Source organism: Streptomyces tardus, assembly GCF_018101125.2.
Lineage (GTDB): Bacteria > Actinomycetota > Actinomycetes > Streptomycetales > Streptomycetaceae > Streptomyces > Streptomyces tardus.
Genome location: NZ_JAELVF020000001.1, coordinates 4687705 through 4708214, shown reverse-complemented (window position 1 = coordinate 4708214; position 20510 = coordinate 4687705). Strand labels below are relative to the sequence as shown.

Below are 20510 nucleotides of genomic sequence, written 5' to 3'. Positions count from 1 at the left end.
GAGACTACCGGCCACCCCTGACAGTCACCGAGAAGTTTTTCGCTCTCCCCGTGACGGCGCCGGCAACCGACCGTTCACCCCTGCCGGCGCTCGCGGCCGACGCCGTCCCGCGCCACTCTGCCGCACCGCTCGCCGTCGGCGTTCAGCGCCGGACACGGCTGTGGGGCGGGCCGGGCGTCACCGCCCGCTCCCGCCCACCGTTCGTCAGGTCGCGTCGTCCAGACCGCCGCGGTGGCGGTCGGTGCCGTTGGCGTTGCCATGGCGCCCGTCGTCACCCTCGACCTCGCTGACGCCTCCGATGGTGGAGGGCGTCAGATCGATGTCGGAGGCCTCGTCGTCGTCGAGGTCGGTGTCCGGGTCGGCCTTGGCCTTGCGGCGGTCGTTGAACAACGCGAAGGCGGTGGCGGCGAAGTAGAGCCCGATGATCGGCAGCGCGAGCACGAGCATCGACAACGGGTCGGTCGGGGTCACCAGCGCGGCGAAGATCGAGATACCCAGGACCATGCCGCGCCACCAGCTCAGCATCCGCCTGCCGCTGAGCACGCCGCCGAGGTTGAGCAGGGTGAGGATCAGCGGGAGCTGGAAGGCGAGCCCGAAGGCCAGCGTCAGCTTCACCGAGATGTCGATCATGTCGTCGGCGGTGATGTAGTTCGTCGAACCGTCGATGCTGAAGCTCAGCAGTACGGGCACGGCGTGCGGCAGCACCCAGTACGCGAGGTAGGCGCCGGTGAGGAAGAGCGGCGTGCCGAACGCCACCGTGGAGAGCGCGTACTTCTTCTCCTTGTTGTGCAGGCCGGGCGCCAGGAAGGCCCACATCTGGTAGAGCCAGACCGGGGCCGCGCCGACCAGCGCGGTGATCAGCGACACCTTGATGAACGTGGTGAAGGGCGAGGTCAGACCCACCTGGGAGAGGACCGCACAACGCCCCTCCTGCGCCGCGGCCTCCAGCTCGCTCGTGCACTGCGGCACCGGGTCCGTGACGAACTCGATGATGTCCTTGGCGAAGAACAGCGCGAGCACCATCAACGGCAGTACGGCCAGCAGCGACTTGACCATGCGGTTGCGCAGCTCGCGCAGGTGCTCCACCAGAGGCATCCGCCCCTCGGGGTCCTTGCTCTGCTTGCTGGCGGAGCTCTGCTTGCGGGCGGACTTCAGCAACCCACGTCCCTATCTCACGACGCGGCCCCCGTCCTACGGGGGTCGCCGGGAGGCCGGAAGGCCGCCCGCTGCCGACGATGAACTACTGCGGTTCTCAGCCCTGGCTGGTGCGCTTGGGCTCGTCGACCGGTCGGGAGCTGCTCACATCGCCGGGTGCGGCCTGGATGGTGCGGGAGGGGGCGGAGGCGTCGGCGTCGGAGCGCCCCTCGGTGGACTCGGCGCGGCCGGTGTCCGAGGAGGAGCCACCGTCCTTCTTCATCGCGGAGGTCTCACTCTTGAGGATGCGCAGGGACTTGCCGAGCGAACGGGCGGTGTCCGGGAGCCGCTTCGCGCCGAAGACCACCACGACGAGGACAACCAGAATCACCAGCTGCCAAGGACCGACCTGACCAATCATGTGTCTACCTTCTCACCGAGGCTGTGGTACGTAGCGGTATCGACGATACGTGTGCACTGTCGACCGGTCGCCAGCATGCCCGACCGTATCCCGACGGAAATCATCGTAACGCGGGAGGGTAAACGCCTGGCAATCCCCGCGCATCCCCCGGCTGACCGGCCGGGTCACCCAAAACCGACCGAAGCGCCCGCCCGGGCGCCCGCTTGCGCGCGAACCGGGCCGGTCAACCCCGTCGAGTGAGGGCAACGTGGCCGCTCAGCGGCTCGGCGGAACGCTCCAGCTCCTCCGCGGCACGGGCGATGCGCTCGGCGCTGTCGCCCACCGCGCGGGAAAAGCGCCGGACCTCCAGCCCGACACGGACCGCCAGCACGCCCAGGACCGCGACGCCGAGAAAGGCGCAGACGAGAAAGAACATCGGCCAGAACATGCCACGACCCTAGTGGACCGCGTCCTCCTCGTACGCCGCGAGGGCGGCTCTGGCCGCATCGGTGGCGGCGTGCGCGAGCTCCACCGGCTCGATGATCCGGCCGTCGCGGCCAAGCCGCAGCGCCAGCCTGCGAAGTGACGCCGGGTCGGGCGACCTCAGTACGATCCGCAGCCCGCCGTCGGGGCGCTCCTCGGCGCTGTCGTGCGGGTAGTACTCGGCGACCCAGCGACCGCCGGGGCCGACCTCCACGACCACCTCCGGGTCGTCCTCGGAGGGCTGCACCAGGCCCGCGGACAGGTCGCGCGGCTCGATCGACGGCGGGTCGGCCGGCTTGTCGAGCAGTGCGATCTCCGCGACGCGGTCCAGCCGGAAAGTGCGCCGGGCCTCCGAGAGCCGGCACCACGCCTCGACGTAGGTGTGCCCGAGCACGAAGAGCCGGATGGGGTCGACCTCACGCTCGGTCAACTCGTCCCGGGAGGGCGAGTAGTACCGGAGCCAGACCCGGCGGCGCTCGGCGATGGCGCGGTCGAGGTCGGCGAAGACCCCGCCCTCGGACTCGAACGTCACCGCCAGCCGGGCGCTGGCCGCCGCGCTGTCCCCCGCTGCGGTCTCGAGCTTGGCGGTGGCGCGCAGCAGCGCGAGCCGGTCGCTCTCCCGCAGACCCGGCAGGGTGGCCACGGCGCGGGCGGCCACCAGCAGCGCGGTCGCCTCGTCGGCGGCGATGCGCAGCGGCTCACCGCCCGTCACCGCCTCGGAGTTGTGCCACCAGATGTGCTCGCCGTCGGTGTCGATGTCCAGCAGATCCCCGCCACGGAAGCTGGTGCCGCACATGGGCAGCACGTTGAGGTCGGAGATCAGCTCGTCCGGGGTCACGCCGAAGGCGCGCGCCACGTCCTCGACACGGGCGCCCGGTCGCTCCCTGAGATACGTCACCAGCGAGAGCATCCGCCTCGTCTGGTCGATGGCGTTGGTCGCCACGTCCCGCCCCCTCAGCCCTTGGCCACGGCACGCAGCCGGTCGATGATGTCCGCACGCAGCTCGGCGGGCTCCAGCACCACCACATCGGGCCCGAACTCCGCCAGCCAGGCGTCCAGTCCGTGCCCGTACGGGATCTCCAACTCCTCCCAGCCGTCACCGAGTTCCCGCATCCGGGTGGCCCTGGCGCGCAGCGGGTAACCGCACCCCTGGCGCAGCTGGATCAGCGCACTCTCGGTGGTGGCGCCCTCTCCGGCCCAGCGCTCGGCGGTCTCCCGCACCCGTACCTGATCGGGCACCTCCGCGGTGTACTCGCCGACCCGCGAGCGGACCGGCCCGGTGATGCGGGAGAGACGGAACACCCGCTCGGCCCGGCGGTCGCGGTCCCAGCCGGCGAGGTACCAGTGCCCCCGCCAGCACTCCAGGATCCAGGGTTCGACCTGGCGCCGCTCGGCCTTCGCGGAGTTGGACTTGCGGTAGGCGAAGACCACCGGCCGCCGGTCGCGGCAGGCGAGCATCAGCGGTTCGAACGCCGCCTCCCTCGCCGGGATGCGCGGTTCGAGCGCGTCGTAGGAGCCGGCGCCGACCTCGCTGTCCGGCATGCCCGCGGCGCGCAGCTTCTGCAGCGCCCCGCTCGCCGCCCCGGCGAGTCTCGCCTGCTGCCACACTTTGGCGGCGAGCTGGAGCGCCGCCGCCTCCTCGGCGTCGAGCGAGACATCGGGCAGCCGGTTGCGGTCGCGGCGGGCGTGGTAGCCGACCTCGCCCTCGAAGTTCTCCACGGTCTCGATGACCAGGCCGAGTTCGCGCAGATCGTCCTTGTCGCGCTCGAACATCCGGTTGAAGGAGTCCTCGGACCCGGCCTCCAGGTACGCCTCGATCGAGGACCGCAACTCCCGTTTGGTCAGCGGCCGTCCCGTACCCAGCAGACACAGCGCCAGGTTCATCAGCCGCTCGGCCTTGGCAATCGCCATGGGCGCCCCTTCTGCTACCGGTATCGACGCCGACCGTACCGCCACCGGCACATACCGACCAAACAGACGACGGAGGCCCCGTACCCTGTGGTACGGGACCTCCGGCACTGCCTCGACCAGGTGAACGCCTCAGACGGAGACCAGATCGCAGACGAAGATCAGCGTCTCGCCCGGCTTGATCGCGCTGCCCGCGCCACGGTCGCCGTACGCCAGGTTCGGGGGGATGGTCAGCCGACGGCGACCGCCGACCTTCATGCCCTGGACACCGCGGTCCCAGCCGGTGATGACCTGTCCGATGCCCAGCTGGAACTGCAGCGGCCGGCCGCGGTTCCACGAGGCGTCGAACTCCTCGCCCGTGCTGAAGGCGACGCCGACGTAGTGCACGGAGACGTTGTCCCCGGCCTTGGCCACCGGGCCGTCGCCCTCCCAGAGGTCCTTGACCTCGAGGTCCGCCGGCGGCTCGCCCTCGGGAAAGTCCACCTCAGGCTTGTCGATGCTCACGTGAATACTCCTTGGAAAGTTACGGGGTGACTCGGGCGAACGTCACATGGCCGCCAGGATGTCGACGCTGAAGACCAGCGTCGAGTTCCCGGGAATCTTGTCGCCCTGGCCCTCCTTACCGTAACCCTGCTCGGGCGGCACGACGATCATCACCCGGCTGCCGGCCTTCTTGCCCGCCAGCCCCTTGGACCAGCCCTCCACGACCTGCTGGAGCGAGAACTGGGCGAGGGAGCCGTTGTTGTACGAGGCGTCGAACTCCTTGCCACCGTCCCAGAGCACGCCGCGGTAGTGCACGAGCACCGAGCCGCCCTCGGCGACCTTCGGGCCGTCGCCCTCGATGACGTAGCTGGAGACCAGCTTCTTCGGCGCCTTGGTGTCCGGCACCTTGATGGAGGGGGCCTTGCCGTTGGTGTTGGTGCCGATCTTCGGCAGATCGACGTCGTCCTGGGCGACCTCCTCGCCCTTGGCCGAGCTCTTGGCGTTGAAGGTGTCCACCACGTCCAGGACCCAGACCGAGGTGTCGTCCGCCTTGATCTTCAGCTGCGGCTGGCCCTGCTCGCCGAAGCCGTACTTCGGCGGGACGGCCATCTGGACTCGGCTGCCGACGGTCTTGCCGACGAGCACCTGGTCCCACGCCGGCAGGATCTGCTGCTGCCCGATCGGGAAGACGGCGCTCTGGTCCTTGCCGAAGGTCGTCTCGAAGGTCTTCTCCGCGCCCCAGACCTGACCCATGTAGTCGACCTGGACGTAGTCGCCCTTGGCGACCTTGGTGCCCTTGCCCTCGACCGGCACCTGCACCGCGATGTGCGGCGAGGGCTTGCCGGTCGCCTTGGCGAGCTTGGGGGTCTCGCCGAACCCGGCGCCCTCGGTGATCTCCGGCAGCGGACCGTCGACGACCTTGCCGGGCTTGGCGGCCTCCGGCTTGGGACTCGAGGCGTCGGGGCTGGGGCTCTCCTTGGAACCGGAGTCGCCGCTGTCGTCACCGCAGCCGGAGAGGGCGACAAGGCCAGCGGGAAGAGCGAGTAGGAGGGAGCGTCGGCGCACGGTGTCCTCGTTTGGTCGAACGGCGGGTGGACAGTGCGCGCCACTCTACGACGTGGTGCGGGCCGCACAACCAGCGCTGTGCGGCCCGCGTCGGGGTGGTGCGGACGAGATGTCCTACATGCCCGCGATCAGCTTCTCCACCCGCTCGTCGACCGACCGGAAGGGGTCCTTGCACAGCACGGTGCGCTGCGCCTGGTCGTTGAGCTTGAGGTGCACCCAGTCGACGGTGAAGTCCCGGCGCTGCTCCTGCGCGCGCCGGATGAAGTCGCCTCGCAGCCGTGCGCGAGTGGTCTGCGGCGGAACCGACTTGGCCTCGAAGATCTTGAGGTCGTTGCAGATCCGCTTGGCGTGCCCCTTGCGCTCCAGGAGGTAGTACAGACCCCGCCGGCGGTGGATGTCGTGGTAGGCCAGGTCCAGCTGCGCGACCCGGGGGTGGGACATCGGCATCTGGTGCTTGTTCCGGTACCGCTCGATGAGCTGGTACTTCATCACCCAGTCGATCTCGGTGTTGACCCGGTCCAGCTCCTGGGTGCGCACTGCTTCCAGGGTCCGCCCCCAGAGCTCCAGGACCTGCTCGATCAGGCCTGTGCGGATTCCCCGGCGGTCGGCGAAGTCGGCGGCCTTCTCGTAGTACTCCTGCTGCACCTCCAGCGCCGAGGCCTCCCGGCCGCTGGCCAGACGTACCTTGCGCTGCCCGGTGATGTCGTGGCTGACCTCGCGGATCGCCCGGATCGGGTTCTCCAGGGTGAGGTCGCGCATCACGGTGCCCGCCTCGATCATCCGCAGCACGAGGTCGGTGGCGCCCACCTTGAGGAGCATGGTGGTCTCGGACATGTTGGAGTCGCCGACGATGACGTGGAGCCTGCGGTAGCGCTCCGCGTCCGCGTGGGGTTCGTCCCTGGTGTTGATGATGGGTCGGGAACGGGTGGTCGCCGAGCTGACGCCCTCCCAGATGTGCTCGGCACGCTGGCTGACGCAGTAGACGGCACCGCGCGGCGTCTGCAGCACCTTGCCGGCGCCGCAGATCAGCTGACGCGTGACCAGGAACGGGATCAGCACATCGGCCAGCCGGGAGAACTCTCCGTGGCGGCCCACGAGGTAGTTCTCGTGGCAGCCGTAGGAGTTCCCCGCTGAGTCGGTGTTGTTCTTGAAAAGGTAGACGTCGCCGGCGATCCCCTCCTCGTGGAGCCGGCGCTCCGCGTCCACCAACAGACCTTCCAGGATGCGTTCGCCCGCTTTGTCGTGGGTGACCAGCTCGGTCACGTCGTCGCACTCAGGAGTGGCGTACTCCGGGTGCGAACCCACGTCGAGGTAGAGACGGGCGCCGTTGCGCAGGAACACGTTGCTGCTGCGGCCCCATGACACGACACGGCGGAAGAGGTACCGCGCCACTTCGTCCGGTGACAGCCGACGCTGCCCGCGGAACGTACATGTGACGCCGTACTCGTTCTCCAGCCCGAAGATTCGGCGGTCCATGCATGAACATTACGCCTGATGACCGGTCTTGAAACCGGGTTCGGCCGCGCGGCTGGGATCACTTTGCCCGGCCACCGGCGGCAGCCCGGTCCGACGAGGAGCGGCGAGCGCACGGCGCGTCAGCACCAGGAGGAGGAAACCCGCCACTCCCGCGGCGCCCGGTACGGCGAACCCACCGGTGACCCCTCCGCTCTCGATGGACGGTCCGACGACCGCCGTGCCGAGCGCAGCGCCCACGCCGAAGGTCGTCACCAGCCAGGAGAACGCCTCGGTGACCGTACCGGCGGGCGCGTGCCGGTCGACGACCACGAACGCGCAGCTCAAAGCGGGCGCGAGGAAGACCCCGGCGAGACAGGTGAGCACCGTCATCGCGCCGTAGGAGGGCGTCAGCATCAGCGGCAGATAGCCCAGTGCCAGCAGCCCGATCAGCACCAGCAGCCGCGGCTCGGGCGCGCCCACCCACTCCCGGACGCCGTACGCCAGCCCGCCCACCAGCGCGCCGAAGCCGATGCCGGACATCAGCAGCGCGTAGACGACGTTGCCGCTGACACCGGTCTGCTCGTCCGCATAGGCGACCGCGGCGACCGTGATCGAGCCGAGCGCCATCCCGACGAACACGAAGGCCCCGAGGAGCGCGAGCAGACCCGCGGAGCGCAGCGCCCCCAGCCAGTGCGCCTCGCGCGGCGCGCTGCGCCAGGAGCGCGAGGGCTGCGAGACCGCGACCGAGAGGGCGCCGAGCACTCCGATCAGGTTGATCACCAGCAGCGCGGTCGCCTCCGACCACAGCGCCACGCACACCGTCACCGCCAACGGGCCGACGGTGAACATCACTTCCTGCGCCACCGAGTCCAGCGCGTACGCCTTGTGCACCCGGTCCTGCCGCTTCAGCACACTCGGCCACAGCGCGCGCAGCCCGCCCTCGAGCGGCGGAGTGAAGACGCCCGCGACCAGTACGGCCAGCGCCGCGAGGCCCAGCGGTTCGATACCGACGACCGCGAAGGCGACCATGCCGAGCGCCGAGACAACCGCGGCCGGCAGCATCACCCGCGGCTGGCCGTGGAGGTCGACGGCCCGCCCGAGGAGCGGCTGACCGATCGCGGTGGCCAGCCCGTACACGGTCGCGAGCACGCCGGCGAGGGTGTAGCTGCCGCCTTCGGCACGGACGAAGAGAACGATCGCGACATGCGCGGTGGCGTTCGGCAGCCGGCCGACCAGGGTGCCCGTCAGCAGCCTGGCGGCGTGCCGCGTGCGCAGTAGTTCGCCGTACCCGGTCGGCTTCCTCGCCACTGTGACTCCTCGCGTGTTACGTATAACGTCGTCGCGTTCATACGTACCATGACGGCAGTGTCCAGGTCCATCTCTCATCCGCCGGGAGCCCCGCGACGTGAAGCCCACCGCCTCCAGGCCCACCAGCCGCGACGTGGCGCGCGCGGCCGGCGTCTCACAGGCCAGCGTCTCCCTGGTGCTGGGCGGCAAGTGGCGGGGCCGGGTCTCGGCCCGTACCGCCGAGACCGTCCGCGAGGCGGCGCAGCAGTTGGGATACCGCCCCAACCTGGCGGCCCGCAGCCTTCGCACCGGCAGTGCGCGCACCGCAATGCTGGTGGTTCCCGCGCTCACCGGCGACTTCTTCGCCCAGGTGCACGCCGGAGCCGCGCGCGTCGCGGGCGAGCACGACTTCGGGGTGGTGCTCTACCCCTCGCCGGAGGGCATCGGCCGCGCGCCCGACCCGTTCGACTCCGCGCGGGCGGCACTGGACGGGGTGATCGCCTCCTCGATGGCGGCCGAGGCACTCAGCTCGCTCCAGGACGGCGGCCTTCCGCTGGTCATGCTGGACAGTGAGCCCTCGGACCCCATGGCCTCGGCCGTCGTCAACCCCGACATCGCCGACGGGATGCGCCGGGTCGCCGCCCATCTGCTCGATCTCGGCCACCGACGGGTGGCGCATCTGGCGGCGGACGTGCCCAGCTGGACCTTCCGGCTCCGTGCCCGCGCCCTGCACGAGGCGCTCGGCAACTTCCCGGGTGCGGAGCTCGTCGCCACCCGGGGTGCGGCGCTGAGCGTCCAGGACGGGCAGCGAGCGGCCGACGAGCTCCTGGCGCTGCGACCGGTCCCCACCGCCGTCGTCTGCGACGACGACGTACTGGCGGCGGGCGTCTGCAAGGCCGCGCGGCGCGCGGGCCTGTCGGTGCCGGGCGACCTGTCGGTGACCGGCTTCGACGACCTCCCGCTCGCCACCGCGCTGGAGCCCGAGCTCACCACGGTACGGCTGCCCGCGCAGGAGGTCGGAGCGGCCGGGATGCGCGCCCTGCTCGCCGTGCTGGACGGGCAGCGACCGGCCACCACGACACTTCCGGTCGCACTGGCGCCGCGGGCGTCGACCGGACCGGCCCCGCACTGAGAACACCGCCGCCGCGAAGGGCGCTCCCCTCGCGGCGGCGGCGTTTCGAGTGCGCCGCGGCCGGCCGCGTCCCCGGACGAGCACCAGCCCGTACAGAGCCGCAGTCGGCCGAGGCAGCGCTGCCCGTCGTCCTCTACGCCTTGTCGTCGTCCTCCGACTCCTCGGCGCTTCCGCCGTCGGCTTCCTTCGAACCGGTGGCAGGCTTCTTCCCCTTGGCGCCGGGGCGCGCCTTGCCGCTGCTCTTCGAGGCACCCTCGGCCGCTGCACCACCGGAGTCGGAGGCCGCGGCGCCGGCCGTGCCCTCGTCGTCCGCATCCGCGTCGTCCGCGGCGGACGCCGAAGCGGTCGACCCTGCCTCGGCCTCCAGGAGTCGGGACAGCTGCCGGCCCAGGATGCGCTTGAACTTGCGCTGCTGCGGTCGGCTGCGGTCCAGGACGGCGACCTCCAACTGGTCGGCCGTCAGCGAGCGTTCGCCTCCCGTGCTGTCCCGGCCCAGTGCCTCGACCGCCAGCTGCAACGCCTCGGCCAGGCTCATGTCGTCCCGGTGGCGCTGGTCTAGGTGGCTGCCGATCCGGTCGGAGTTGCCGCCTACCGCGACCGAGCCGTGCTCGTCGACGATGGAGCCGTCGTGCGGCAGCCGGTAGATCTGGTCGTCTTCCGGCGCCTCACCGACCTCGGCGACGATCAGCTCCACCTCGTAAGGCTTCTCGGCGCCGCTGGAGAAGATCGTGCCGAGCGTCTGGGCGTAGACATTCGCCAGGCCCCGCGCGGTGACGTCGTTGCGGTGGTAGGTGAAACCGCGCAGATCGGCGTAGCGGACACCGCCGATGCGCAGATTCTCGAACTCGTTGTACTTGCCCACGGCGGCGAAGGCGATGCGGTCGTAGATCTCGCTGACCTTGTGCAGAGCGCGCGAGGGGTTCTCGGCGACGAAGAGGATCCCCTCGGTGAACTGCAGCACCACCACACTGCGACCCCGAGCGATGCCCTTGCGGGCGTACTCGGCGCGGTCCGCCATGGCCTGCTGGGGCGATACGTAAAACGGCGTGGACACCGGCTTTCCCGTCCCTTCCTGTGCTTAGAGAACCGGGGCCTGGGGCCCGTTGGGGTGCTGGAGGCGGCCTTCGTGAATCGCCCGCGCGATCTCCGAGACCTCGGCCTCGGTGAGCCGCTTGAAGCCCTCCTCGGTGATCACCGTGACCACGGGGTAGATGCGGCGCGCGATGTCCGGGCCGCCGGTCGCCGAGTCGTCGTCGGCGGCATCGTAGAGGGCCTGGACCGTGACCGTCGCCGCCTGCTGCTCGGTGAGCTCCTCGCGGTAGAGCTTCTTGAGCGCGCCCCGGGCGAAGACCGAACCCGAGCCGACGGCCGCGAAGCCGAGCTCCTCGGAGCGCCCGCCGGTGACGTCGTAGGAGAAGATCCGGCCCTTCTCCCGATCCACGTCGTACCCGACGAAGAGCGGGACCACCGCCAGGCCCTGCATGGCCATGCCGAGATTGCTGCGGATCATGGTGGAGAGCCGGTTCGCCTTGCCCTCCAGGGAGAGCTGTGCGCCTTCGACCTTCTCGAAGTGCTCGAGCTCCAGCTGGAAGAGCTTCACCATCTCGACCGCCAGGCCCGCCGTGCCGGCGATGCCCACCGCCGAGTACTCGTCCGCGGGGAAGACCTTCTCGATGTCGCGCTGGGCGATCATGTTCCCCATGGTGGCGCGGCGGTCGCCGGCGAGGACGACGCCGCCGGGGAAGCCCGCGGCCACGATCGTGGTGCCGTGCGGCGCCTCGATGGCTCCCTGCACGGGCGGCAGCTGCCGCCTGCCGGGCAGCTGCTCCGGCGCGTGCTCGGACAGGAAGTCCATGAACGAGGACGAGCCGGGCGTCAGGAAGGCGGCCGGTAGACGCCCGGTGCTACCAAATTTGGCTTCCACTCGTTTCCTTCCACGTAGTGGGGCCGCCGCCGTCCGGCGTCCGGCCTGTCCTTGAACTGCCCCACTGTCGCGTCGCCGTGGAAGCGTCGCCGGTGGAGCACGGTACGCCTCGGACCTTACCCGCCCGTTGATCTCTATCCACCTCTTCCGCCCATGACGAAAAGTGGATTCGAGGACTCGACGAGGGCTCAACGTGCGCACCGGCGACCGCACTTGACCATTCGCCGCGCGTACGCGCGGCGGAACGCCGGAGAAAGCGGCGGCCGCGGCCAACAGGGAGAGCGCGGAGAACGAAGAGAGGCGGAGAGGGCCGACGCACTGCGCCGCGTGCGACGCGCGCCCTCTCCACCTCCTGCTCTCGGCTCGATCGGGCGCGCGGCGTGCCGCCACTGCCCGCAGACACTCGACACCCCACCGCGTCACCGCGGCGAAAGAGCCGAGAGGACGGCTATTGGCCGCCCTTCTGGACGAAGCTCCGAACGAAGTCCTCGGCATTCTCCTCCAGGACGTCGTCGATCTCGTCCAGCACCGAGTCCACGTCGTCGGAGAGCTCTTCCTGGCGCTCCTTGAATTCTTCGGAGACCTCTGTTTCCTGCTGTTCCTCGGTCTCCTCGGTGGACCTTGTCGCCTTCTGCTGTCCGCCGCCGGTGTCCCTGCTCGCCATGTGCCTCACCCCGCTCGGATTCGAAGTACAAGATCAGACCCTAAGGGTTGGGACTGACATCGGCCCTTTGGTTGTTCAAGCTCCCGGCCGTCTGGATCATTCCCGGATACGCGCACGGGAATCAGTTGCCGGACAACGCTTTCAGCAGGTCCTCCGCGGTGCGGCAGCGGTCCAGCAGGTCCTTGACGTGCTCCCGCGTGCCCCGCAGCGGCTCCATGGTCGGGACCCGCTGGAGAGTGTCGCGGCTCGGCACGTCGAAGATGACCGAGTCCCAGGAGGCCGCCGCGACATCATCGGCGTACTGCTCCAGACAGCGGCCCCGGAAATACGCCCTGGTGTCGGCGGGCGGCTTGCGCACGGCCCGCTCGACCTCGGACTCCTCCAGCAGGCGCGCGACCTTCCCCCTGGCGACGAGGCGGTTGTACAGGCCCTTGTCCGGACGGACGTCGGCGTACTGCAGGTCCACCAGGTGCAGCCGGGCGGCATCCCACTCCAGATTGTCCCGACGGCGGTAGCCCTCCATCAGCTCCAGCTTCGCCACCCAGTCCAGCTCGCCGGACAGACTCATCGGATCGCTCTCCAGGCGCCCCAGCACGTCCTCCCAGCGGGCGAGGACGTCGAGCGTCTGCTCGTCGGCATCGGCGCCCCAGCGCTCCTCGACGTACTTGCGCGCAAGCTCGCAGTACTCCATCTGCAACTGCACGGCGGTGAGCTTGCGCCCGCTGCGCAGGGTGACCTGCTGCCGCAGCGAGGGATCGTGGCTGACCCGGTGCAGCGTGCGCACGGGCTGGTCGACAGCGAGGTCGACGGCGATGAACTCGTCCTCGATCATCGAGAGGATCAGCGAGGTGGTGCCGAGCTTCAGATAGGTCGAGATCTCCGACAGGTTGGCGTCGCCGATGATCACGTGGAGCCTGCGGTACTTCTCGGCGTCGGCGTGCGGCTCGTCCCTGGTGTTGATGATGGGGCGCTTGAGCGTCGTCTCCAGCCCCACCTCGACCTCGAAGTAGTCGGCGCGCTGGGAGATCTGAAAGCCGTGCTCGGAGCCGTCCTGACCGATACCGACACGGCCGGCTCCGCAGAACACCTGCCGGGAGACGAAGAACGGCGTCAGATGCCGAACGATGTCCGAGAAGGGGGTCTCGCGCTTCATCAGGTAGTTCTCGTGGGTGCCGTAGGAGGCGCCCTTGTTGTCGGTGTTGTTCTTGTAGAGGTGGATCGGCTGGGACCCCGGCACCTCCGCGGCCCGGCGGGCGGCCTCGGCCATGATGCGCTCGCCCGCCTTGTCCCACAGCACCGCGTCCCGGGGATTGGTGACCTCGGGCGCGCTGTACTCGGGGTGTGCATGGTCCACATAGAGGCGGGCGCCGTTGGTCAGGATGACGTTCGCCAGGCCGATGTCCTCGTCGGTGAGCTGGCTGGAGTCGGCGGAGTCCCGGGCGAGGTCGAATCCGCGCGCGTCGCGCAGCGGGTTCTCCTCCTCGAAGTCCCACCGGGCTCGGCGGGCACGGTGCATCGCGGCGGCGTAGGCGTTGACGACCTGGGAGGAGGTGAGCATGGCGTTGGCGTTCGGATGCCCTGGCACGGAGATGCCGTACTCCGTCTCGATGCCCATTACGCGCCGTACGGTCATGCGACCTCCTCGCCCTGCGGCGGCCCGCCCCGGGCCGTCGCTCAAGTCCCGCCGCGCCGCCGCCCCGCGTCCGTCGGTGCGTTGCGGTGTGCACCGAGCCTGGAACGCCGTGAGGCTGCCGGGGAGGGCGAAGCGGGCTCCCGGTGAAATGCTCCGGCTGCGACTCCCCGTGTACGGGCAGCCGCAGCCGGGCGGTGTGTGCTCTCTACAGGTACTGACCGGTGTTCGCCACCGTGTCGATCGACCTTCCGCTGTCGGCGCCCTGCTTGCCGGTGACGAGCGTGCGGATGAAGACGATCCGCTCGCCCTTCTTGCCGGAGATACGGGCCCAGTCGTCCGGGTTGGTGGTGTTCGGCAGGTCCTCGTTCTCCTTGAACTCGTCCATGCAGGCGGCACGGAGGTGGGAGACGCGAAGGCCCTTCTGGTTCTGGTCGAGGAACGCCTTGATGGCCATCTTCTTCGCCCGGTCCACGATGTTCTGGATCATGGCGCCGGAGTTGAAGTCCTTGAAGTACAGGACCTCCTTGTCACCGTTGGCATAGGTGACCTCCAGGAAGCGGTTCTCCTCGGACTCGGCGTACATCTGCTCCACGACCGACTGGATCATGCCGGACAGCGCGGCCTCGCGGTCGCCGCCGTTCTCGGAGAGGTCGTCGGCGTGGATCGGGAGCCGGGAGGTGAGGTACTTGGAGAAGATGTCCTTGGCCGCCTCGGCGTCCGGACGCTCGATCTTGATCTTCACGTCGAGACGGCCGGGGCGCAGGATGGCCGGGTCGATCATGTCCTCGCGGTTGGAGGCGCCGATGACGATGACGTTCTCGAGGCCCTCGACACCGTCGATCTCCGACAGCAGCTGAGGCACGATCGTGTTCTCCACGTCCGAGCTGACACCGGAGCCACGGGTGCGGAAGAGCGAGTCCATCTCGTCGAAGAAGACGATGACGGGCGTGCCCTCGCTGGCCTTCTCCCGCGCACGCTGGAAGACCAGCCGGATGTGCCGCTCGGTCTCGCCGACGTACTTGTTGAGCAGCTCGGGGCCCTTGATATTGAGGAAGTAGCTCTTCCCCGCGGGCTGCCCGGTCACCTCGGCGACCTTCTTGGCCAGGCTGTTCGCGACTGCCTTGGCGATGAGCGTCTTTCCACAGCCGGGTGGGCCGTAGAGCAGGACGCCCTTGGGCGGGCGCAGCTCGTGCTCCTGGAACAGGTCCGGGTAGAGGTAGGGCAGCTCGACCGCGTCGCGGATCAGCTCGATCTGCCCGCCCAGGCCACCGATCTTGGTGTAGTCGATGTCCGGAACCTCTTCGAGGACGAGCTCCTCGACCTCGCTCTTGGGCACGACCTCGTAGACATAGCCGGAGCGCGACTCCAGGAGCAGCGCGTCACCCGCCCGCAGCGTCGCCGCGAGCAGGGGCTCGGCAAGCCGAACCACCCGCTCCTCGTCGGTGTGGCCGACCACCAGGGCGCGCTCGCCGTCCTCCAGGACTTCCTTGAGGGTGACGATGTCGCCGGCGCGCTCGAACTCCATGGCCTCAACGACGTTGAGGGCCTCGTTGAGCATGAGCTCCTGACCGCGCCGGAGCTCCTCGAGCTCCACGCTGGGGCTCACATTGACCCGGAGCTTGCGGCCACCGGTGAAGATGTCCGCGGTGCCGTCCTCGTTGGCGTGCAGGAAGACACCGAAACCCGCGGGTGGCTGTGCGAGCCGGTCGACTTCTTCCTTGAGCGCGACGATCTGGTCGCGTGCCTCGCGGAGAGTGCCGGCCAGTCGTTCGTTCTGCGCGGACACACCCGCGAGATTCGTTTGGAGCTCGACGATCCGCTCTTCGAGAACTCGAGTGTGCCGCGGAGAGTCGGCGAGCTTGCGGCGCAGGACGGCGATCTCCTGCTCAAGATAAGCAACCTGGCCTGCCGGGTCTTGTGAACCCCGACCGGGCCGGGCGCCGTGGTTCTGGTCGTCGTCGTGGGCTGCCACGGTCCTCACCTCCTCCAGGGGGAGCTGGACGCATCCAGACCCTACCTGGGCCTGGTGGGGTTGAAACCCCTAGATCACAAAGACATCGGGGTGTGTCTGATCTTCACTCCTGCGCACCCCTCACGCCAGGGCAATACCCATCCCGTAGCACCGGAACAACATCCGAAGCGGGCCAGTTGTATCGTCGATGTGGTCAACACCCTTCCCGGGTGGCACCAATTGATGAAATCCCCGTGCAGGAACGGCAGGCGAGATGACTGTGCAGCACGAGACGGACACCGGCGAGCTGGAGGTCTGGATCGACCAGGACCTCTGCACGGGTGATGGCATCTGCGCCCAGTACGCGCCCGAGGTCTTCGAATTGGACATCGACGGTCTGGCGTACGTGAAGGGCGCGGACGACGAGCTGCGCACCGAGGCGGGGTCCACCGCGCCGGTGCCGCTGCCGCTGCTGACCGAGGTGGTGGATTCGGCCAAGGAGTGCCCCGGCGACTGCATCCACGTCCGCCGGGTCAACGACGGCGTCGAGGTGTACGGACCGGACGCGGACTGACCGCGCCGGCGCCCCCTTCGACTCCCGCGGCCGGCGCCGCGCGCCCGGCGGAGCGCCGGCTCAGACGCCCATCGCCGTGGGCGCCGCCTTCAGCGCGAAGTCGCCGTCGGTCCACCGCCAGCTGACCGAACGCTCCTGGTCGGGGCAGCAGCGCGGGACCTTCTGCGAGGAGTAGCCGCGCAGGGTCGCGGAGATGACTCCCCCGCGCACCGCGAAGTCGTCCACGCTCAGCCGCTCGGCGGGGTCGAGCAGGGTGCGCACCACCCTCGGCGGGGCACCGGCCCGCTCCGCGCGGGCGAGCACGAAGACCCCGCTCGGGGGCGTACCGCCCTCGGTGGCGCAGCGGACCACCGCGATGGTTTCGGCCACTCCGTCGCCGTCGAAGTCCGCGGCTCCGTGCTCGACGACGCCGGCTTCCCAGGGACCGCAGTCGAGCGGATAGTCGGCCTTCTCCGGGGCCGGAGCACCCGCTGCGGCCTTCTGCCGCGCGGCGAGGGGGCCGGTGTCGCTGGTGGCGGTGGCATCGGTCGGCTGGATCATGACGGTCGCCGCGACGACCGCCGCGAGGGCAGCGGCTGTGGCGAGCCAGTGCACCGGGCGTGTACGGGTGTGCGGAAGGTCCTGGCCTGCCGAGGGCTGCACTCGGGACGTCTCCAGTGTGAGCAGGGTTACGGGAGTGGGCAGCATCGTGCCATACATCACATCGGCCCGGAACGGCCGGGGTGGGCAAGGAAGTTGGGCCCCGCCGGCAGCTGGGCGGAGGGCGCGCTTGAAGGGCGCCACCGGCGGCCGGGGCCCTTGTGGGGCTCCGGCGGGCCGATGGCGCCCGGGGTGGGAACGGTGGGGCGGGCGGGCCGTGCGCTCGTACGGAACGCACAACTCACCCGCAGCGTGCGGAAGAGTGCTCGGGCTCGCTCAGGAAGCGGAACGCGAGGAGCTGTCACGGCCCTCGGCGCTCTTGGCGCCGGGCCCCGTGTAGTCCTCGCCGTACGCGCCCTTGGCCGGACGGCGGCGGCGCAGCGGCGGCTCGACACCGTCCGCCAGCCTCCGAGCCGTCAGCAGGAAGCCGGTGTGGCCGATCATGCGGTGGTCGGGACGGACCGCGAGCCCCTCCACGTGCCAGTTGCGCACCATGGTCTCCCAGGCGGCCGGCTCGTTGAAGGTGCCGTGCTCCCTGATCGCCTCGACGGTGCGCGCGAGTTGCGTGGTGGTCGCGACGTACGCGCAGAGCAGGCCGCCGGGCACCAGGGCCTTGGACACGGCGTCCAGACACTCCCAGGGGGCGAGCATGTCCAGGATGATCCGGTCGACATCGGTGTCGCTCAGATTGTCCTGGAGGTCGCCCACGGTGAGCTGCCAGGCGGGGTGCGGGCCCCCGAAGTAGCGCTCGACGTTGTTGCGGGCGATATCGGCGAAGTCGGCCCTGCGCTCGTAGGAGTGGAGCATTCCGTGGTCGCCCACGGCGCGCAGCAGGAACATGCTGAGCGACCCCGAGCCGACACCGGCCTCGACGACGCGTGCGCCGGCGAAGATGTCGGCCATCGCGAGCACCTGGCCGGCGTCCTTGGGATAGACGACGGCCGCTCCGCGCGGCATGGACAGGACATAGTCGGGGAGCATGGGGCGCAGCGCCAGATAGGCGACGTTTCCCGTGGTACGGACGACACTTCCCTCGGGGGCACCGATCAGCTCGTCGTGGGGGAAGGCTCCCTTGTGCGTGTGGAAGCTCTTCCCCTCTTCGAGAGTGAAGGTGTAGTGGCGGCCCTTGGGATCGGTGAGCTGAACCTGGTCCCCGACCTGGAAGGGCCCACGGCGGCGGGCGGCACCGGTCGGTTCGGACATGCGCTCCAGCCTAGTCCAGACCGGAGCGGGCTCCGCACCGAGGTGGCTCCGCCGACGTGCACGACCGGCCCGGCGTCCGTGTCTGCGGCTGCGTCCGTGTGTGCGCCTGCGTCCGTGTGTGCGGCTGCGTCCGTGTGTGCGGCTGCGTCCGTGCCGGCGCCGGCACCGCCGTCGGTACGCGCCGGGGCGTCAACGGGCCGTGTCGGGCTTGGACATGGCGTCCACGAAGGCGCGTTCCACGTCGTGGGTGGCGAGCACCCCGTAGATCTCGCCGGTCTCCTCGACCACCAGGTACTCGGTGGAGGGGAACTCCCGCAAACGCTCGATGAGTTCCTCTCCCGCAAGCTCGGCGGAGATTCGCAGATCGTCCCCCAGGTCCTGGCTGAGGGTGCCCACCGCCACCCAGGGACGACGGTGCTCGGGCACCTCGACGATGCCCGACTCGCGCACCACCGCGGTGGGCGAGCCGTGGGCGTCGACAACCACCAGCGCACGGGCACCGGACTCGTTCGCCCTGCGCAGCGCCTCGGAGAGCGGGGTGTCCGCGGTGACCGGCACGGCCCGGCGGGTGAGGGTGCGTGCGCGCAGCTCGGGGAGTCGGGCCCGCAGTCGCGCGGAACGCAGGCTGTTCCCGGCGCCGGTCCAGATGATGGCGGCCAGGATCGCCGCGAGCAGCGCGTCCGTCAGTGAGTTGAGGTTGCCCACCGATTCGCCGCGGGACAGCCCGCTGGCGTGGGTGGCGAGCGGCAGACCGATGAGGACGGCGACGGCGAGCCCGCGGCCGGTCCACGCGGCGGCGACCGTGCCGGTCATCGGGTTGCCGCTGAGCTTCCACACCACCGCGCGCAGCATCCGGCCGCCGTCCAGCGGCAGACCGGGCAGCAGGTTGAACGCGGCGACGATGAGGTTGGAGATCATCAGTCCGGCGAGCAGCACACCGGGGACCGTGCGCGGCTCGACGGCGAACATCGCGAGGTAGAAGACCCCTCCGAGGACGAGGGAGAGCAGCGGCCCGACGAAGGCCAGCACGAACTCCCGCCCCGGCGTCTCGGACTCCTTCTCGATCTCGGACACACCGCCGAAGAACTGGAGTTGGATACGGCGCACCGGCAGTTGGAAGCGGAGAGCCGCGACAGTGTGGGCGAGTTCGTGGACGAGCACCGAGGCGTAGAAGGCGACCGCGAAGAAGAGCGCGATGAGGTAACGCACGGCACCGAGGTCGGGCAGGATGCGGTCGAGCTGGCCGCCGAACACCCAGGTGATCAGCGCGGCGACGAGGAACCAGCTCGGCGCGACGTACACGGGCACGCCGAACGGGCGGCCCATCAGGATGCCGCCTCCCGGCTTGCGCCCCGGCGGCTTCCCGCCCCCGCCCGGTTCCCCGGGCTGCCGGTTCGATTTCTCCGGCTCGGCGCTGTTGTCCGTGTCTCCCACGGGGTCCTCTCGTCGCGGTCCGCCCGCACCCGGTCGTGCGCATGTCCCGCCGGGACACCGCGGGTTGCCGGTGCTGTCGTCGATGGTATGTCTCCGACTGTCAGTGCGGCGTCGTAGGGTCGTTGTCCATGGGAAACAGCGCTGAGCCGCGGGCCGTACCGGCCGAGGAGACGACCGGGCAGGTGCTGCCGCGGCAGCAGGAAGGCTCCCCCGTGCCGGAGCCGCCCATGCCCGGAGGGCCGTCCTCTCTCTCGCCCTCGCGCGCGGCGGACTTCATGCGCTGCCCGCTGCTGTACCGGTTCCGGGTGATCGACCGGCTGCCCGAGCGGCCGAGCGCCGCGGCGGCCAGGGGGACGGTGGTGCATGCGGTGCTGGAGCGGCTCTTCGAGTCCCCGGCGGCTCAGCGCAGCGTGCCCAGGGCCCGGGGCATGGTGGCCGGCGAGTGGGAGCGCCTGCTCGCCAAACGCCCCGAGCTGGCCGAGCTGTTCGCCCGGGACACCGAGGACGGAGCGGAGCTCGCCCGGTGGCTCACCGAGGCGGAGTCCTTGGTGGAGAAGTGGTTCACGCTGGAGGACCCCACTCGGTTGGAGCCGGCCGAGCGGGAGCTGTTCGTGGAGACGCGGCTGGAGTCGGGCCTGCGGCTGCGCGGCATCATTGACCGGGTGGACATCGCCCCCGACGGCCAGGTGCGCATCGTCGACTACAAGACCGGCAAGGCGCCGCGGCCCGAGTACTCCGGCGAGGCACTGTTCCAGATGAAGTTCTACGCGCTCGTCCTGTGGCGGCTGCGCAACCGCGTCCCGACCAGGCTGCAGCTCGTCTACCTCGGCAGCGGCGACGTGCTGACGTACGACCCGAACGAGTCGGACCTGCTCTCGGTGGAGCGCAAGCTGCTGGCGCTGTGGAGCGCGATCCAGCAGGCCACCGAGACGGGCGAGTGGCGGCCCCGGCGCAGCAGGCTCTGCGACTGGTGCGACTACCAGGCGCACTGCCCCGAGTACGGGGGCACTCCCCCGCCCTATCCGCTGACGCTCCAGCCGAAGCTCCCGCTGGACATCGAGTGCCACGGCAGCACCCCGGCAGCGGGCGGGGACAGCGCCGCGAGCGAGACGTCCGGGGCGGCGCCGGAGGCGGGGAGCCG

20 protein-coding genes are annotated in these 20510 nt (G+C 70.1%); 3 read left to right on the top strand and 17 right to left on the bottom strand.

Translation table 11 applies throughout. The features are described from left to right. Positions 1–204: 204 nt before the first annotated feature. The 9 genes from tatC to JGS22_RS20135 all read right to left on the bottom strand — a co-directional run bounded on the left by tatC (position 205) and on the right by JGS22_RS20135 (position 8236). Complete coding sequence (gene tatC / locus JGS22_RS20175; protein ID WP_211040529.1) at positions 205–1158, bottom strand: twin-arginine translocase subunit TatC; 954 nt, start codon at positions 1156–1158, stop codon at positions 205–207. 94 nt (positions 1159–1252) lie between these two features. After that, positions 1253–1555 carry a Sec-independent protein translocase subunit TatA gene (gene tatA / locus JGS22_RS20170; RefSeq protein ID WP_211040530.1) on the bottom strand — a complete coding sequence of 101 codons (303 nt, stop codon included), beginning with the start codon at positions 1553–1555 and terminating at the stop codon, positions 1253–1255. A gap of 223 nt (positions 1556–1778) precedes the next feature. Further along, complete coding sequence (locus JGS22_RS20165) at positions 1779–1982, bottom strand: hypothetical protein (protein WP_211040531.1); 204 nt, start codon at positions 1980–1982, stop codon at positions 1779–1781. A gap of 9 nt (positions 1983–1991) precedes the next feature. Beyond that, positions 1992–2960 (bottom strand): helix-turn-helix transcriptional regulator, encoded by a 969-nt coding sequence (locus tag JGS22_RS20160; RefSeq protein ID WP_211040532.1) that lies wholly within the window; start codon positions 2958–2960, stop codon positions 1992–1994. A gap of 11 nt (positions 2961–2971) precedes the next feature. Further along, a complete protein-coding gene (locus tag JGS22_RS20155; RefSeq protein ID WP_211040533.1) occupies positions 2972–3928 on the bottom strand; it encodes a helix-turn-helix transcriptional regulator in 957 nt (318 codons plus the stop codon). A gap of 129 nt (positions 3929–4057) precedes the next feature. Next, complete coding sequence (locus JGS22_RS20150) at positions 4058–4429, bottom strand: FKBP-type peptidyl-prolyl cis-trans isomerase (RefSeq protein WP_211040534.1); 372 nt, start codon at positions 4427–4429, stop codon at positions 4058–4060. Positions 4430–4471: 42 nt separating this feature from the next. After that, positions 4472–5473: an FKBP-type peptidyl-prolyl cis-trans isomerase gene (locus JGS22_RS20145; RefSeq protein WP_211040535.1), complete on the bottom strand. Its 1002-nt coding sequence runs from the start codon at positions 5471–5473 to the stop codon at positions 4472–4474. A 114-nt stretch (positions 5474–5587) separates the two neighbouring features. After that, a complete protein-coding gene (gene pafA / locus JGS22_RS20140; protein WP_211040536.1) occupies positions 5588–6949 on the bottom strand; it encodes a Pup--protein ligase in 1362 nt (453 codons plus the stop codon). Between the two features lie 9 nt (positions 6950–6958). Next, positions 6959–8236 (bottom strand): MFS transporter, encoded by a 1278-nt coding sequence (locus JGS22_RS20135; protein WP_308405767.1) that lies wholly within the window; start codon positions 8234–8236, stop codon positions 6959–6961. Positions 8237–8333: 97 nt separating this feature from the next. Here JGS22_RS20135 and JGS22_RS20130 point away from each other — a divergent pair, with 97 nt between their 5' ends. Further along, positions 8334–9347 carry a LacI family DNA-binding transcriptional regulator gene (locus JGS22_RS20130; RefSeq protein WP_308405766.1) on the top strand — a complete coding sequence of 338 codons (1014 nt, stop codon included), beginning with the start codon at positions 8334–8336 and terminating at the stop codon, positions 9345–9347. A gap of 133 nt (positions 9348–9480) precedes the next feature. On the opposite strand, the gene prcA is transcribed toward JGS22_RS20130, so the two are convergent. The 5 genes from prcA to arc all read right to left on the bottom strand — a co-directional run bounded on the left by prcA (position 9481) and on the right by arc (position 15540). Continuing rightward, positions 9481–10401 (bottom strand): proteasome subunit alpha, encoded by a 921-nt coding sequence (prcA, locus tag JGS22_RS20125; protein WP_211040538.1) that lies wholly within the window; start codon positions 10399–10401, stop codon positions 9481–9483. Between the two features lie 24 nt (positions 10402–10425). Continuing rightward, on the bottom strand, positions 10426–11271 hold the full coding sequence (gene prcB, locus JGS22_RS20120) for a proteasome subunit beta (RefSeq protein ID WP_211040539.1): 846 nt from the start codon (positions 11269–11271) through the stop codon (positions 10426–10428). Positions 11272–11719: 448 nt separating this feature from the next. Continuing rightward, positions 11720–11935: a ubiquitin-like protein Pup gene (locus tag JGS22_RS20115; RefSeq protein WP_211040540.1), complete on the bottom strand. Its 216-nt coding sequence runs from the start codon at positions 11933–11935 to the stop codon at positions 11720–11722. A gap of 121 nt (positions 11936–12056) precedes the next feature. Next, positions 12057–13568 carry a depupylase/deamidase Dop gene (dop, locus tag JGS22_RS20110; RefSeq protein ID WP_372454288.1) on the bottom strand — a complete coding sequence of 504 codons (1512 nt, stop codon included), beginning with the start codon at positions 13566–13568 and terminating at the stop codon, positions 12057–12059. A gap of 205 nt (positions 13569–13773) precedes the next feature. Further along, a complete protein-coding gene (arc, locus tag JGS22_RS20105) occupies positions 13774–15540 on the bottom strand; it encodes a proteasome ATPase (RefSeq protein WP_211040541.1) in 1767 nt (588 codons plus the stop codon). A gap of 253 nt (positions 15541–15793) precedes the next feature. Here arc and JGS22_RS20100 point away from each other — a divergent pair, with 253 nt between their 5' ends. After that, on the top strand, positions 15794–16093 hold the full coding sequence (locus JGS22_RS20100) for a ferredoxin (RefSeq protein ID WP_211040542.1): 300 nt from the start codon (positions 15794–15796) through the stop codon (positions 16091–16093). A gap of 60 nt (positions 16094–16153) precedes the next feature. Here JGS22_RS20100 and JGS22_RS20095 read toward each other — a convergent pair whose 3' ends face one another. The 3 genes from JGS22_RS20095 to JGS22_RS20085 form a co-directional block, all read right to left on the bottom strand. Continuing rightward, positions 16154–16780: a hypothetical protein gene (locus JGS22_RS20095; RefSeq protein WP_211040543.1), complete on the bottom strand. Its 627-nt coding sequence runs from the start codon at positions 16778–16780 to the stop codon at positions 16154–16156. Between the two features lie 228 nt (positions 16781–17008). Continuing rightward, positions 17009–17935, bottom strand: coding sequence for a tRNA (adenine-N1)-methyltransferase (locus tag JGS22_RS20090; RefSeq protein ID WP_211040544.1), 927 nt, complete (start codon positions 17933–17935; stop codon positions 17009–17011). Positions 17936–18124: 189 nt separating this feature from the next. Further along, entirely contained in the window at positions 18125–19369 is a 1245-nt protein-coding gene (locus JGS22_RS20085) for a site-2 protease family protein (protein ID WP_308405765.1), read from the bottom strand. 227 nt (positions 19370–19596) lie between these two features. On the opposite strand from JGS22_RS20085, the gene JGS22_RS20080 reads away from it, so the two are divergent. Next, the coding region (locus JGS22_RS20080) for a RecB family exonuclease (RefSeq protein ID WP_236074181.1) at positions 19597–20510 on the top strand (914 nt) is incomplete at its 3' end.